This window comes from Priestia sp. TRM10 (assembly GCF_057808375.1).
Genome location: NZ_JBJZOT010000015.1, coordinates 835962 through 852066 on the forward strand (window position 1 = coordinate 835962; position 16105 = coordinate 852066).

Consider the following 16105-nt stretch of genomic DNA (forward strand, 5'->3'; position numbering starts at 1 on the left):
TTTTAAAGCGGACCTGATATTCCTTGTTTTCTAATCATGATAAAGTGTGCACCCATTAATCCTAGCAAAGCGCCAGGCAGGAAGAAGACATGAATAGCAAAGAATCTTGTTAAGGTTTGGGCTCCCACAATCGTTGGGTGCCCTGCAAGCAGCGTTTTAATTTGCCCTCCAATAAGTGGGGTCGACTCAGCGATTTGAAGCCCTACCTTTGTAGCGAATAGCGCTTTCATATCCCATGGCAATAAATAACCTGTAAATCCTAAACCAAGCATAACGAAGAAAATAAGCACCCCTACAATCCAGTTCAATTCTCTAGGTTTCTTGTATGCACCTTGGAAAAAGACGCGCAGAGTATGTAAAAACATCATCACGATGACTAAACTTGCGCCCCAATGATGCATGCCACGAACAATTTGGCCAAACGCAACTTCATTTTGAAGATAATAAACAGACTCCCATGCATTTTTTATATCTGGCACATAGTACATCGTCAAAAACATACCAGACAAAATTTGAATAACAGTAATAAAAAAAGTAAGGCCACCAAAGCAGTATACAAAAGCAGAAAAGTGATGGGCTGGGTTGACGTGCTCTGGAACTTCATGGTCAGCAATGTCACGCCACATTGGCGTAATATCCAACCGCTCATCTACCCAGTCATATATTTTATTCAACATACGCTACACTTCCCCCCGTGGTTTGACATTGCCTAAATATAAAGTTCCCTTTTTAACTTCCATGTGGAAAAGATCGAGCGGTGCCATTGGTGGAGTACCAGGCACATTCTTTCCACTTTTTTCATAAAGTCCGTTATGACATGGACAAAAAAACCGGTTTGGGTGATTTTTCTTATCTCCATTCCAGTTTACTGTACAGCCGAGATGCTTACAGATTGGGGAAAGAGCCACAATCTCTCCTTTGCTGTCCTTATATACCCACGCTGTTCTTGGCTCTTCTGATTCATGCCATGCATCAACTTGATCAATAGTGAACTCAAACCGCTGTGGTGTTGTTGTAATTTCCTTCACTTGTGCAACAGCAACCATTTCTTCGCCAGCCCCTTTTTTCAGAACTGGATCAACTGCAAAACGAACCATTGGCATTAGCATTCCAGCCGCCATGAACCCTCCTACACCTGTCAATGTATAAGTCAAAAACTGACGACGTGACACACGATGCTCTCTTTCCTCCATCGCTTTCCCTCCCTAATCCTCTAAAGGAACATTTTCTACTAAAAAGGCCTCGTTTCGACAATTTACATCAAATATTTTAAATTTTCTAACTAATTTAGATATAGACATCTTAATCAAAGGCCATTTTTTACTTCCACATCCCTAAAAGACTTTTTGTTACCTTTTCAACTTGAATCATGATTGCTTCTTTCTTTCCTTTCTCTGTTTCTTGCATTTCAAAAGGGACAAAAACAACCGATCCTTTCACTTGTTCTTGTTGCCACGCTTTATCACTAGTTAGAAAGAGAATATGCTTTGCTTCTCCATCATAGAAGTCTTCAATCCATTGCTCGAGACGCGCGGTTACTGAGGGCTCTTTACTATGATACGTGAAAGGAGGACATAACATTACTCTCCCTTTAAATCTGTGCTCAATTTCATTTGTAATCGCTATCATGATTTCCCATAAAAACCCATTCTTCTTGACTTCGTCCACAAAATTGACGGCGTGAAGCGGAACGATAATTGTATCAATGTATTCCTTTTGAGCAAGATAAATTCCGACATCACTACTATTCCATTTCAACATTGCCCCCTCCAATTCCTTCTCTAATTTTCGACTATATTAAGCATAGAAAAAACCTCGTCACTTGACAAGGTTTTCTCCGTATTTCTTATTGACTTTCTTCATATTTTTTTAAGTAGTCTGTTAGACGATAAAATTCCTCTTTGTCTCCTTCATCAAGAGCTTTATCGATGAGTTCCATAATTTTTGCTTTATGGAAAGACTTAATGGAATCGTCTAACATTTTTTCAGCAAGCAACCGATCTTTTTCGTTTACTTCTAAGTTTTTAGGAATGTAAGGATTATCTTCTAAAACAGCAACATACTGTGGTGAGAGATACGATGAGCGAAAGTTTAGCTGAATGTAAATATCTTCATCCCTGTTCAAACGAATATCATGAAATGATTTTTCCGCATCTGTTGTCATCACGTTCTCTTTGTAAAATCGAAATGACGGATCGTCAACACAATGTGTTGACATAATTAATCCTCGAGGACAAAACTGAGCTTTCTCTACAAAATGAACTTTCTTCATTAGTTGATCATGGCTCATTAAATAATTTAAAATCCAAACGCACTCACGTCTTTTTAGTTGATAATTTGTTAAAAACCAGCGAATAAATTCTTTCTTTTCATCTATAGATACTGGGATCGCCATCTACTTTCACTTCCCTCCTCTTTTTTACCAATAGAGATTTTCTCCTTTGTGTTCTATGTTCCCATTCCTACAGGATAGAAAACGGGGTGATTGTAGTATAATGCTTTGTCTATTACTTCAACACTACAAGGATTTTTCCCTTCACAAATCTTCTAATTGCCATAAGATTTCTTGTATGTCTGTTGCAGATGGGTTAATTGAGAGTATTTTTTCAAACATGGTGCGCGCTTCTCTTCTTTTTCCCTCCTCCATGAGAAACATACCGTAGTCTTCTAAGAATAAAATATCTTCTTTAAAGAAACTATATGCAGCTTCGTAAGCATTTAATGCTTTTTTGTATTCTTCTGCACCTTCGTATGCTTTAGCAAGGTCCCATTCAAAATGAGGATCGTCCTCTCCAAACTCTTTTGCATGTTCATAGTGCTCAATAACATCTTCAAATCGTTCTTGATGTAGAAGGAGTTTGGCAAGAGTTAAGAGGGCTTCTAAATAGCCAGGATCAAGAGCTAAAGCTTCACGGAAAGCTTTCTCTGCCCATTCCTCATTTTGAAGTTTAAGAGCAATCTTTCCACTATAAAACCAAAGCTCTTTATTGAATTCATCATCTTTTATTCCTTCTTTTGCCGTTTGAAGCGCTTCTGCTAACATTTCTTCTTGCTCATATGCTTTAGCAAGTGGAAGATATACAGAATGATACTGTGGATCAAGTTCTTTTAATTCTGTTAGCCTTGCAATTGCTGTTGTATGCTGACCTGCTTGATAAGCTGTTACTCCATACTCAAACAAAATATTAATTTCAAGCTTATCCTCAAGTGCTTTCTCATAATGTGGAAGTGCTTCTTCAAACTGACCAAGACCGCTAAGTGATTCAGCTAAACGATGATGTAAGTTTGTTCCATTGAAGTCCTCTTCTGTCTTCAACAGTTTTTTATAGTACTTTTGTGCATTTTTAAATTCTCCTTGACTAAGAAAGAATTCGCCAAGCGCAAAGTCGATGACAGGTTCATCAGGCAAAAGCTCTTTTGCATTAAGCAATTTAGCTTCTGCTACTTCTGGAAGACCTTGCATCTCATATAAATCAGCCATTAAAAGCAAGGCTTGAGCATAAACCGGGTGGCTGTGTGAAATCTTCTCTAATGTTTCAAGTGCTTTCTCTTCCTGTTCTACATCAATATAAAGTTCTGCTTTAATAACAAGAAGCTCTGCTTCGTTTGGATAAAGCTCCAATAGCTTGTCTGCCATTGCAAGCGCTTCATCAATAAGACCCCACTGTTGAAAATATTCGAGAATGAGGAGCTTCTCGTCATCTGCAACAACATCTTTTATTTCATTGATAAGTTTTAAACCTTTTTCAACTTCATTGCTTTCAATATATTTTATAGCTTGTTCAAGCTCTGTCATATATAATCTCCTTTTACATCCTTCTTACTTTTATCTAGTATACTCCATGATAAAGGACAATGAAAAATGTTTCAAATAATCTACTCGGTTTTAAGCAATAGAAAGAGAGAACCAGAAATGGTTCTCTCCTGTTAGCGTGACAGTTTTGCTAAATGTTCAAAGAAAGTTGGGTATGAAACGCTAATTGCCTCTGGACGCTCCAGCTCTACTTTCGAAGAAGTAATAAGAGATGCAACAGCAAGCATCATACCAATGCGATGGTCACCATGACTATCAACATTTCCTCCATGCAATGGAGTGCCTCCTTTAATAATCATTCCGTCTTCTGTTGGTGTAATATCTGCTCCAAGTTTATTTAGTTCAGTTGCAACAGTAGAAATACGGTCTGTTTCTTTTACACGCAGCTCTGCTGCATCTTTAATGATTGTCTCTCCTTCTGCTTGTGTTGCAAGAAGAGCAATAATCGGAATTTCATCAATAAGGCGTGGAATTAAGTCTCCACTAATTTCTGTTCCTTTAATATCAGACGTTTCTACAACGAAATCACCAACAGGTTCTCCGTTTTCAACACGCTCTGCTTCAATTTTGTATTTAACATTCATCATATCTAATACATCAACAATACCTGTACGGGTTGGATTCAATCCAACGTTTTGAAGGCGAATACGACTATTTGGTACAATCGCTCCTGCAACAAGGAAAAATGCAGCAGAAGAAATGTCACCAGGAACGTTTACTGTTGTTCCTTTTAACGTTTGTCCACCTTCAACAGAAGCACTCGTTTCATCGCTTTCTACTTCTACTCCAAAAGCGCCAAGCATTCTTTCTGTATGATCACGTGATTTATGAGGTTCTTTTACCGTTGTTTTTCCTTCTGCATTAATGCCTGCTAAAAGAATAGAGGATTTAATTTGAGCACTTGCAACAGGCGATTCATATGTAATCCCCTTTAATGCATGTCCACGCACAGCAAGCGGCGTATATTGACCATTTTCACGTCCATCAATTTTTGCTCCCATTAAGCGAAGCGGAACAGTTACACGAGCCATTGGACGTTTAGCAATCGAGTCGTCTCCAATAAGGCAGCTGTGAAAGTCTGTTCCAGCTAGAAGACCAAGAATAAGTCTTGTTGTTGTGCCAGAGTTTCCAACATCAAGAAGCTGACTTGGTTCTTTTAAACCGTTAAAACCGCGTCCGTTGATTTCAACAACATCTTCTGTACGAGTAATTTCAACGCCCATCGCTCGAAAACATTCAATTGTGCTTAGGCAATCTTCTCCTTCTAAAAAGTTATGAACGGTTGTTTTTCCTTCTGCGATAGAGCCGAACATTACGGCTCTGTGCGAGATTGATTTATCGCCAGGAATGGCAATTTCCCCTTTTAAACTTACTTTCTGACTTTCCAACACTTTCGTCATTTTTTATTCACCTGCTCCTTTTTTCTATTTTAAGATGGAATAAATGTTCCATATCCATGACTCTCTAAACATATTCTAGCCTTTTCACGATCTTCTTCTTTTTGAAGACTAAGGCGAAGAACTCCATAAATATCTTCACGTGTTTCTAAAATGCGTAGATTTGTAATACTGATTCTTTCTTCCGCTAAGTAGCCTGTTACTTCTGAAATAATCCCTGGATAGTCCGGCACGTCCACATACAAATCATAAAAGGAAGGAATTGCTCCTTTTTCTTTTACAGGAAGGCCATCTCGGAAATTTTTAGCTTCTTCGAAATAATTAAAAATTCCTTCTGCATCAAGCGAACGTACCATTTCTTTAATTTCTTCCATCTCTAATGCCCACTCATCAAAAAGTTCAAGCATTGATTGTTGATTATGAATTAAGATATCTCGCCACATAACAGGACTGCTTGAAGCGATACGCGTAATATCTCGGAAGCCTCCTGCCGCAAGCTTTGAGGTTAACTCATTTTGCTTTTTATATTTTTTAGCTTGATGAACAAGACTTGCCGCAATAATATGAGGGAAATGACTAATCACTCCTGCTACTCTATCATGCTCAGAAGGCGTCATTTCGATAAGCTGTGCCTTTGTTCCTTGAAGAAGATGTTTAAGTTCGCTAACCTTCTCCTCTGGCGTATGTTCAGAAGGAGTTAAAATATAATAAGCATTTTCAAACAAATGAACCTTTGCAGCAGCTACGCCACTTTTGTGAGAGCCAGCCATTGGATGCCCTCCAATAAAGTGAACGTCTTGATGTGCAAAAATGTTCGCTTTCTCAACGATTTTTGTTTTTGTGCTTCCGACATCTGTAATAATAACGCCTTTTTTCAGTTTTAAAGAAGCAAGTTTCTCACATAAGGCAACAGCATGTGTAACAGGAACCGCAATAATAATAATGTCTGCTTTTTCACATGCACACTCAATAGAAGAAGCTTCCTCATCAATAACACCTAGTGATTTGGCAAGGTGAAGCTGATCTTTGTTTATATCATATCCAATCATATGTACGCTTTCTTGCGTTTCCCTTATGTTTAAAGAAAGTGAACCACCTATCAACCCTAGTCCAATGACAGCAATATTTCTTGTCACGTTTTCCACCTCATTAATACTAAAACTTTGTCCCTATATTTTAAGCCAAGATGAAGCCCACGTCTATGTGTGCCTCATCTTGGCCTTTCATTTTCATCTCTATACGTTAGCTTTGCACTGCATATTCTTGTAAGAAAGCATGAAGATGTTCCAAGATTTCCTTATTCTCCTCTTCTGATCCAACTGTGATACGAATAGAAGTTGGGAAACCAAGCGCATTTCCTGATCGAATGATAATACCTTTTTGAAGAAGATAGTTAAAAATAGCATCTCCTTCATACTGTTTAAAATCAATCAAAATAAAGTTGGTTTCTGAAGGATAATAAGAAAGCTTGTGCTCTTCACAGAAATCATAATATTGCTGAAGACCTTTTGTATTTTTCTCTCGGCATTCTTCGATAAATGCTTGATCTTCAATTGAAGCGCAAGCAGCTGCCTGTGCTAAACGACTTGTGTTAAAAGGCTCGCGCGCAGGCTCGATTTTTTGTAAAAGCTCCGTATTCGCTACTCCGTACCCGACGCGAAGGGCCGCAAGTCCGTAAGCTTTTGAAAACGTACGAAGGATAATTAAATTTTTATACTGACTTAAAAGTGGAATAGTTTCCGGATAGTCCAATGCTGTTGCATATTCATAGTATGCTTCATCAATGGCTACAAGTGTTGTCTCTGGGACGCGCTGTAAAAAAGCGTGCAAACGATCTTTATTAACATACGTTCCAGTTGGATTATTTGGACTGCAAATCCACACAATTCGTGTTTTATCATCAATAGATTCAAGCATTTTATCTAAATCATGCTGACCGTCAATAAGGGGGACTTCTCGAATTTCAGCTCCCTCAATTACGGCATTATGCTTGTATTGAGAAAAGGTAGGCGTCGCCATCACTGTATTTGTATCTTTTGTTAAAAGTGAACGACAAAGAATTTGAATTACTTCATCTGAACCATTTCCAAACAAAAGCTCTGTTTCTTTAACATTCAAGAAGTTTGCTACTGCTGTACGAAGCTCGCTCGCATAGCCATCTGGATAAAGCGTTAACTTTAAAGCTTCCTGTTTAATAGCTTCAACAGCTTTCGGTGAAGAACCATACGGGTTCTCATTTGATGCTAGTTTAATAACTTTCTCTAATCCAAATTCTTTTTTCACTTCCTCAATCGGTTTTCCCGGCTTATAAGGAGTTAGTGAAAGAAGCTGTTTTTTGACTTCCACGCTTTTTACACCTCACAAAGTGATATAGGAGAAATAATCTCTTCAATATAATTCTCAATAGTTGTTAAGGCATCTCTCTTCTCCTCTTTGCTCCCTTTTAAAGCATCTTCTAATTCTCCTACTTTGTGAACAAGTGCACTTCCAATAACAATTCCATCGCTATGATTAATAAGCAATTGCACTTGGTCTGCTTTAGAAATGCCAAACCCAACTGCTACAGGAACCTTTGCGTATCGTTTCACTTCATCTAAGAATTCATGCACATTTTCAGGAAGCTTATCTCGCACACCTGTTACACCAAGAGAAGATACGCAGTACAAAAATCCATCAGCAGATGCAGCGATTTTTTGAATGCGATCTTTGGATGTTGGAGCAACCATAGAAATAAGAGCTACTTCATTCTCTTTTGATAGGGAACGAAGCTCTTCACTTTCTTCATATGGAAGATCTGGGAGAAGAAAACCATCAACTTGATTTTGTCGCATTAAAGCGAAAAAGTTTTTGTACCCCAATTGTAACACAGGATTAAAATAGGTAAAGAGGATAATCGGAATTTCAACGCCTCTTTCTCTCATTTTTGATACAAGTTTGATCGCTTTTGTAATAGTCATTCCTGATTTTAACGCTCTGCTTGAAGCGGCCTGAATCACAGGTCCATCTGCAAGAGGGTCTGAGTATGGAACGCCAAGTTCGAGCACTGAAGCTCCTACTTTCTGAAGACTGTATGCTAACTCAACTGTCGCTTCTTCTGTAGGATCTCCTGCTGTAATAAAGGGAATAAATAATTTTTTATGCTTTGGTAGTCTCTCTTTGAACGTGCTCATTGTCCATTTCCTCCTCTAATAAACGAATTAGTGAATTTACATCTTTGTCACCACGGCCTGATAAACATACAAGAATTGTTTCATCCTTTGATTTTAAAGGAGCAAGCCTGAAAGCTTCAGCAAGCGCATGTGATGATTCAATAGCAGGCATAATGCCTTCTGTTTTAGTTAAAAGCGTAAATGCATCAAGTGCTTCACGATCTGTTGCACTTTTATATTCGACTCTGTTGATGCTTGAAAGCAGTGCGTGTTCTGGTCCAACACCAGGATAGTCGAGCCCAGCTGAAATGGAATATGGTTCTGTAATCTGACCGTGCTCGTCCTGTAGTAAGTTTGTGAGTGTGCCATGTAAAACTCCTTTGCTTCCACGAGCCATCTTAGCTGAGTGAAGACCTGAATCAAGCCCTTTTCCACCTGCTTCAACTCCAATTAATTTAACATCTTCATCACCGATAAAGTCGTAGAACATTCCAATTGCATTGCTTCCGCCTCCAACACACGCAATCACAGTATGAGGCAAACCCCCTTCTTTTTCCATAAATTGCTTTTTCGCTTCAATACCGATAATCTTCTGAAAGTCACGAACCATTTTGGGATAAGGGTGTGGTCCTGTTGCAGAGCCAAGTAAATAAAAGTGGTCTTCACAATGTGAAACCCAGAAACGGATGGCTTCACTTGTCGCATCTTTCAGCGTCTTTGTTCCTGAAGAAACGGGAATAACTTCTGCGCCAAGAAGCTTCATTCTGAATACGTTCAGCTTTTGACGTTCAATGTCTTCCTCACCCATAAACACTTTACATTCCATGCCAAACTTAGCTGCAACTGTTGCGGTAGCAACGCCATGCTGTCCTGCACCTGTCTCTGCAATAAGCTTTGTTTTCCCCATATACTTTGCAAGCAGTGCTTGACCAAGCGCATTATTAATTTTATGTGCTCCTGTATGATTTAAATCCTCACGCTTTAAATAGATTTTAGCTCCACCAAGCTTTTTAGTCACTTGATCTGCATACGTAAGAGCCGTTGGGCGACCTGAATATTCTTTTAACAAATTCGCATATTCTTCTTTGAAATTTTCATCTTCCATTGCTTTATCTAATGCTTCTTCAAGTTGTTCAAGAGGGTACATTAATGTTTCAGGTACATATTTCCCTCCATATTCTCCAAATCGGCCAAAACTATCTGGATAGCTATATTTCATTGTGCATCTTCCTTTCTAATTCACTGATTAATGTTTTTGTTTTTTTTCCGTTCTCTTCAATCCCACTTGAAATATCAACAGCTTGTGGGCTATATGTTAAAAGATCTTCAATATTTCCCGGGCGGATTCCTCCCGCGATAAAGCACAGTTTTTGCAAACCCTCTGCTTTATTTGTATATTTCGGAACAACGCTCCAGTCAAATGTCGTTCCCGTTCCGCCAAACGAACCTTTTACTTTTGTATCAATTACAAATCCGTCCACAGCCTCGCTATACAATATCATGTTCTCTTCGGTGTCTCTATCATGAGGTAAAGCTTTCCATACTTCTTTCCCTGTTGCCTCTTTTATGCGAAAAAGGTCTTCCTTCGTTTCTTCTCCATGACATTGCACAACATCAAGTTTTGCTTTTTTCACTACTTTTTCGATTATACTTAACTGTTCATTTACGAAAACACCTACTCTTTTTTTAGAAGAAACAGCCCATTTTCCAACATCTTCTGGTGAGACATAACGTTTACTCTTAGAAGTAAAAATAAACCCAACATAATCACACATGCTTTCTGTTACAAGCTTCCATTCTCTATCATTCTTAACTCCACAATACTTAATTTTCATAAACTTCTTCACCAAATAAATCATAAATAGCTGTAGTTTGATCTTCCTGACGCATTAATGATTCACCTACAAGAATGGCATTTGCGCCCGCATTTTTTACGGTTTGCACATCTTCATAAGTAAAAATTCCACTTTCACTTACCATGAGGCTTTCTTTAGGAACAAACTGACTGATTTCCTCTGTTTGCTGAAGCGTTGTTTGAAAGGTGTGCAAATTTCGGTTGTTGATTCCTATAATTTCTGGTGTAAAAATAGTTAAAATGCCTTGAAGTACTTCTCTGCTATGTACTTCGACTAAGCAATCTAAATGAAGTTCCTTTGCCTGTAAGTACAATTCATGCAGTTTTTCTGGACTCATTGCCTCACCAATGAGTAAAATAGCGTCTGCTCCAATACGAGCACTTTGCTCTACTTGAAGAGAATCGATAATAAAGTCTTTTCGAAGAACAGGAATGGAGACTTCCTTCTTAATGTTTGTAAGATACGTATGATGACCTTTAAAATACGTTTCATCTGTTAAGACAGATAAGGCATTTGCCCCTCCTTTCACATATTGCTTTGCGATCTGGACAGGATTGAAATTTTCTTTAATCAATCCTTTTGAAGGAGAAGCTTTTTTCACTTCAGCGATCAATGAGACAGGACGTGCTTTATTTTGTAACGCTTGATAAAATGAAATCTTTTGAACATCCTCTTGCTGTCCTAACTGTATTTCTTTTAGCTCTTCTCGTTTTGTTTGTAAAATTTTCTCAAGCATGAAGATTCACCTCTTTTGTCATATGTCTAAAATGTTGTTGAACGGTTTTACTTTTAATCGCTTCCTCTGTAATACGTACTCCCTCTTCGATAGACAATGCTTTGCCACTTACATAGAGAGCTGCTGCTGTATTTAAAACAACCGCATTTACGGCCGTTGTCGGCGCTTTGTTGGCAAAAATATCTTGAATTAATCGAGCGCTCTCTTCCGCTGTTTCTACAACAATTTCCTCTTGAATTCCACGTGGTAAGCCAAAATCTTCAGGTGCAATTGTATAAGTTGAAATTTGACCTTCTTTCAGCTCGACAATGTCCGTTTTCGCACATGCGCTTATTTCATCAAGGCCATCCCTTCCTGTTACAAATAGAACATGATGGGGATTAAGCTTTTGAAGCGCTTTAGCAAGTTTTTGAGAAAGTTCAAAAGAATACACCCCTATGACTTGCTTTAAACAATTAGCAGGGTTTGCCATTGGCCCTAAAGCATTAAATACAGTCCGAAACCCAAGCTCTTTACGAGTTGAAGCAACATTTTTCATTGCCGGATGATAAAAAGGAGCGAACAAAAAAGCCATATTATAGTGGTCTAATTTTTCTTTTGCTTCTTCTTCTGTTAACCCAATATCAATACCGAGATACTCAAGCACATCAGCACTTCCGCTTTTAGAGGAAACAGCTCTATTGCCATGCTTTGCCACTTTCACCCCCAGAGCGGAAGCTGCAATGGCGCTTGCTGTTGAAATATTAAAGGTAGAAGCTCCATCTCCTCCTGTTCCGCACGTATCAACAGCATCGTGAAAAGAAGTTGAAAAAGGACGCATGTTCTCACGAAGTGCACGAACAAAACCTGTTATTTCTTCAACCGTTTCGCCTCGATACGTTAAGATTGTTAAAAAGCTAGCAACTTGACTTTGTGATACATTTCCTTTCATAATGCCATCCATCACAAGCTGTGCTTCGCTTTCTGTTAAAAACCCACCGTTTAGACATTTCTTTAGGTATTCTTTAAACATGCAACTTCGCTCCTTCTTTTCCGTAGATTTCTTCAGCTACGTTAATCGTATGAATAAGTGCGCTTGCTTTGTTTTTAGTTTCTTTATATTCAAGCTCAGGCACTGAGTCATACACAACGCCAGCTCCTGCTTGAACATATGCATTTTCATCTTTTAGTACAATCGTGCGAATCGCAATACATGAATCAATATTTCCATCAAAATCAATGTAAGCGACCGTTCCTGCGTACACATTTCGTGCAACAGGCTCCATTTCATTGAGGATTTGCATAGCTCTAACCTTTGGAGCTCCTGATACTGTTCCAGCTGGAAAGGCAGCAAGAAGTGCTTGAATTGGGGAATATTTATGATCAAGCTCTCCTGTAACTTTTGAAATCATGTGCATAACGTGAGAGAATGTAACAACTTCCATTAATACTGGCGTTTGAACGCTTCCGTAGCGAGCAACGCGCCCAATGTCGTTTCGGGCTAAGTCAACGAGCATATAGTGTTCTGCACGCTCTTTCTCATCTTGAAGCATTTCGTTTTTCAACTTTTCTTCTTCTTCTTCTGTTCGTCCTCTTCTCCTTGTACCTGCTATTGGGTGAATTTCTAAGTGTCCGTTCACAACTTGGATAAGTCGTTCTGGAGAACTCCCGATAATTTCAGCATCTTCTAGCCTAATATAAAACAAGTATGGTGAAGGATTAACAAGACGCAGAATGCGATAGATTTCCAATCCTGATAGAGCCGTCTTCAATTTAAAGCGCTGTGATAAAACACCTTGAAAAATATCGCCGCTTCGAATATATTCTTTTAATTTTTCAACATCTTCTACAAACTTCTCTTTCGTATAGGAAGACTCAACAGAGCTAAAATCAACTTCTTTACGCTCAGCTGAAAAAATGATTGGCTCCGCTGCGCGACAGTCCTTTTTAAGCTTTTCAACATAGAAACGAATTTTTGCTTCTCCGTTCTCGTAGAGCTCTTTTAACTTTTCTTCATCTTGCTCTTCATGTGTTTGAAGATAGTGAATAAGCGTCATCTTCTTATTTTTGTGATCATAAGCAGCAATCGTTTCACAAAAAGAAAAATGAACAGCAGGCATTCCTAAATCATTTTCTTTATGAACAGGAACCTTTTCAAAAAGAGATAGAGAGTCATAGCTTAAAAATCCGACGGCTCCTCCCTTAAATGGAAGCGGCATATCTGGGATTTTCGCTTTCACATATTTTTTTGCTAATTCAAATGCTTCATTTAAACAAGTAGAAGTGTTTACTTTTGTACCATCTGATCGTTCTAAAAAGAAAGTGCCGTTTTGTTCTTTTAAATATAAAAAAGGATTAAGACCAATAAATGAATAGTTCGCCCATGGTGAGCTCTCATCGCTGCTCTCAAGCAAATAAATCGCTTCTTCTCCGAGACATTGAAAAAGATCAACTGGCATAACGTTATCCATTAAAAATGTTTTTGTAATTGGGATTGTTCGATAATTTAATGATGCTTGCAAAAAAGAAGTAAAATTAGTATTCATATGCTCATTCCTCCATATTGTAAGTGAAGAATGAGAACAGTGAGGTGGGTGATGATAAGAGGGATAATAAAAAAGCCCAAAGTCAAATAAGACTTTAGGCAAATAGACATTTTAATATACTACTACTCTTCTAACCTCTGCTCTGCTCTCTCTACACTCGTCTCATCTACCTAGTTTATATTCACTTATACTCAGCTCTACAATGTTTCCTTATACTCTCTAAAACTCTAACTTACAGAACATTCTAATACCTAGAATATTTGCTGTCAACCATTAAAACTCTATTTTAAAGTCTCAGACAAGAGAGATAAAATGGTCTTCTCATCAACTTTCATTAATAAAGGTTCTCCAATTTCCTTTAAAAGAACCATGTTAATTTGGCCATGCTGTGCCTTTTTATCAGCTTTCATCTTAGCTACAAGATTGTTCTTATCCAACCCTTGTGGAATATCTGTACGATATCCAAGCTTATGTAGCCACTCTTTAAATTCTTCAAGAGAAAATGTTGTATCAATAAGCTCTTTTCCAATTTCGAAAGCAAAGCACATCCCAATTACAACAGCTTCTCCATGAGTAATCTCCCCATATCCAAGCTCTGCTTCAATTGCATGCCCTAGCGTATGACCAAAATTCAAAAAGGCGCGAATACCCGTTTCTTTCTCATCGTTAGCTACAATTTCAGCTTTTACCTTTATCCCTTCTTTAATAGACTGAATAAGCGTTTCTCCTTTTAAATCTTCAAAAGTAGACACACTAGATTTCAACCAATCATAGAAAGTCGTAGAATAAATAAGCGCATGTTTAATCACTTCTGCAAACCCTGAACGCCATTCTTTTTCACTCAGCGTTTCTAAAAGTGAAATATCATAAAAAACAGCTTCTGGCTGATGAAAAGCACCAATCATATTTTTGCCAAGCTCATGGTTAATCGCTACTTTTCCACCAACTGCGCTATCGTGTGCAAGCAGTGTTGTTGGAACTTGAATAAATGGAATGCCACGCATATATGTTGCAGCCACAAATCCAGCTAAGTCACCAACAACTCCGCCGCCAAATGCGATAATGAGTGATTGACGATCAAGACCATGTTCAAGAGCAAATGTTTGAACATTATAAAAATGCTCAAATGATTTTGCTCCTTCTCCACTTGGCAAAATATACGAAAGAGCTTGATTAGGAAGCTCTTTCATCAGCGCCTTGCCATGATGTTTATAAACCGTTTCATCTGAGATAACAAGGATGTTAGAAACTGAGGGGCATACATCTTCAATGATGCTGTGTAAGTTTTCTAATATACGTTCACCAAAATAAACGGGATACTTTTTAGACGCTGTTTTTATCTGCAGGGATTCCATTAAAATTCTCCTGCATAGCTTTTTAAGCGCTCAATATTTTCTTTAATAAGATCCATACGGTCATGACCAAATTGCTCTACAATTGCATTTGCTACTTCCCATGCTACAACAGCTTCTGCTACAACACTTGCTGCTGGAACTGCGCAGCTATCTGAACGTTCAATGCTTGCTGAAAAAGGCTCTTTCGTATCAATGTCAACGCTTTGCAATGGCTTATAAAGCGTCGGGATTGGCTTCATTACGCCTCGTACAACAAGAGGCATTCCAGTCGTCATTCCGCCTTCTAGACCACCTAAATTGTTGCTTCCTCTTGTATATCCTTCTTCTTCATTCCAAAGAATTTCATCGTGAACTTTGCTTCCAGGCAAACGAGCTGCTTCGAAACCAATTCCAAACTCAACGCCTTTAAATGCGTTAATGCTAACAATCGCTGCAGCGATTTTAGAATCCAGTTTTCGATCGTATTGAACGTAGCTTCCAACACCTGGTGGAAGACCTTCAATAATTACTTCAACGATTCCACCAATAGAATCTCCGTTTTCTTTTGCACTATCAATAGCACTCATCATTTCCTGCTCTACACTTTGATCAAAGCAGCGCACAGGAGATTCATTTGTACGATCTTTCAGTTCATTTAAATTTTTATATTGAGGAGGATTTGCTCGAACTCCGCCGATTTCTAGAACGTGTGATGCAACATTAATACCTAATTCACTTAAAATCTTTTTCGCTACAGCTCCAGCTGCAACACGTACTGTTGTTTCACGAGCAGAAGAACGTTCAAGAACATTACGTAAATCACGGTGACCATATTTCATTCCACCAATAAGGTCAGCATGTCCTGGACGTGGACGCGTAATTTTTCGTTTTACTTCTTCCTTCTCTTCTTCTGAAATTTCTTCAATGCCCATAATTTTAGTCCAATGCTTCCAGTCGTTGTTTTCAACAACAAGCGTTATCGGAGATCCTAGCGTTGAAGCGTGACGAACACCACTTAAAATCTCTACTTCATCTGTTTCAATCTGCATTCTTCGTCCGCGGCCATAGCCTTTTTGACGACGTGCTAAGTCTTCATTGATATCTTCAGCCTTCAATGGAAGATTTGAAGGCACTCCTTCTAGAATTGTAGTTAGTTGGGGTCCATGCGACTCTCCAGCAGTTAAGTATCTCATCTTACTCCTCCGTCTATTATGTTTGTTTAATAAAAAATTTTCTGTTGTGTATGACTATAACACAAAAATTTGGATTGTGGAACGTAAACTTTAACGCTTTT

The 16105-nt window shown here is 38.4% G+C and carries 16 protein-coding genes; all 16 read right to left on the reverse strand.

Features of this window, described 5'->3' with window-relative positions; all coding sequences use genetic code 11:
- Positions 1-2: 2 nt before the first annotated feature.
- Positions 3-677 carry a menaquinol-cytochrome c reductase cytochrome b subunit gene (gene qcrB, locus ACK3CR_RS20995; protein WP_019391697.1) on the reverse strand — a complete coding sequence of 225 codons (675 nt, stop codon included), beginning with the start codon at positions 675-677 and terminating at the stop codon, positions 3-5.
- 3 nt (positions 678-680) lie between these two features.
- Positions 681-1193 carry a QcrA and Rieske domain-containing protein gene (locus ACK3CR_RS21000; protein ID WP_061801811.1) on the reverse strand — a complete coding sequence of 171 codons (513 nt, stop codon included), beginning with the start codon at positions 1191-1193 and terminating at the stop codon, positions 681-683.
- Positions 1194-1320: 127 nt separating this feature from the next.
- Positions 1321-1761, reverse strand: a complete 441-nt coding sequence (locus tag ACK3CR_RS21005; RefSeq protein ID WP_243518017.1) for a DUF2487 family protein — start codon at positions 1759-1761, stop codon at positions 1321-1323.
- Positions 1762-1846: 85 nt separating this feature from the next.
- Entirely contained in the window at positions 1847-2395 is a 549-nt protein-coding gene (locus tag ACK3CR_RS21010) for a ReoY family proteolytic degradation factor (protein ID WP_019391694.1), read from the reverse strand.
- Between the two features lie 141 nt (positions 2396-2536).
- Positions 2537-3796: a tetratricopeptide repeat protein gene (locus ACK3CR_RS21015; RefSeq protein WP_243518016.1), complete on the reverse strand. Its 1260-nt coding sequence runs from the start codon at positions 3794-3796 to the stop codon at positions 2537-2539.
- A gap of 131 nt (positions 3797-3927) precedes the next feature.
- A complete protein-coding gene (gene aroA / locus ACK3CR_RS21020) occupies positions 3928-5214 on the reverse strand; it encodes a 3-phosphoshikimate 1-carboxyvinyltransferase (protein WP_420851485.1) in 1287 nt (428 codons plus the stop codon).
- A 29-nt stretch (positions 5215-5243) separates the two neighbouring features.
- A complete protein-coding gene (locus ACK3CR_RS21025; protein WP_328122310.1) occupies positions 5244-6347 on the reverse strand; it encodes a prephenate dehydrogenase in 1104 nt (367 codons plus the stop codon).
- 106 nt (positions 6348-6453) lie between these two features.
- A complete protein-coding gene (gene hisC, locus ACK3CR_RS21030; protein WP_243518014.1) occupies positions 6454-7557 on the reverse strand; it encodes a histidinol-phosphate transaminase in 1104 nt (367 codons plus the stop codon).
- Between the two features lie 5 nt (positions 7558-7562).
- Positions 7563-8381: a tryptophan synthase subunit alpha gene (gene trpA, locus ACK3CR_RS21035; protein WP_488976087.1), complete on the reverse strand. Its 819-nt coding sequence runs from the start codon at positions 8379-8381 to the stop codon at positions 7563-7565.
- Positions 8347-9579, reverse strand: a complete 1233-nt coding sequence (gene trpB, locus ACK3CR_RS21040) for a tryptophan synthase subunit beta (protein WP_488976088.1) — start codon at positions 9577-9579, stop codon at positions 8347-8349. Before trpB ends, trpA begins: the two co-directional genes overlap by 35 nt.
- Positions 9569-10195: a phosphoribosylanthranilate isomerase gene (locus tag ACK3CR_RS21045; protein ID WP_243518008.1), complete on the reverse strand. Its 627-nt coding sequence runs from the start codon at positions 10193-10195 to the stop codon at positions 9569-9571. The genes trpB and ACK3CR_RS21045 overlap by 11 nt, the downstream gene beginning before the upstream one ends.
- Positions 10185-10952, reverse strand: a complete 768-nt coding sequence (gene trpC / locus ACK3CR_RS21050; protein ID WP_243518006.1) for an indole-3-glycerol phosphate synthase TrpC — start codon at positions 10950-10952, stop codon at positions 10185-10187. The genes ACK3CR_RS21045 and trpC overlap by 11 nt, the downstream gene beginning before the upstream one ends.
- On the reverse strand, positions 10945-11964 hold the full coding sequence (trpD, locus tag ACK3CR_RS21055; protein ID WP_243518004.1) for an anthranilate phosphoribosyltransferase: 1020 nt from the start codon (positions 11962-11964) through the stop codon (positions 10945-10947). The genes trpC and trpD overlap by 8 nt, the downstream gene beginning before the upstream one ends.
- Positions 11957-13477, reverse strand: a complete 1521-nt coding sequence (trpE, locus tag ACK3CR_RS21060; RefSeq protein WP_243518002.1) for an anthranilate synthase component I — start codon at positions 13475-13477, stop codon at positions 11957-11959. Before trpE ends, trpD begins: the two co-directional genes overlap by 8 nt.
- 281 nt (positions 13478-13758) lie before the next feature.
- The gene (aroB, locus tag ACK3CR_RS21065; RefSeq protein ID WP_410914103.1) at positions 13759-14832 is read right to left on the reverse strand and encodes a 3-dehydroquinate synthase; all 1074 of its coding nucleotides are present in this window, start codon (positions 14830-14832) and stop codon (positions 13759-13761) included.
- Entirely contained in the window at positions 14832-16004 is a 1173-nt protein-coding gene (gene aroC, locus ACK3CR_RS21070; RefSeq protein ID WP_243517997.1) for a chorismate synthase, read from the reverse strand. Before aroC ends, aroB begins: the two co-directional genes overlap by 1 nt.
- Positions 16005-16105: the final 101 nt, after the last annotated feature.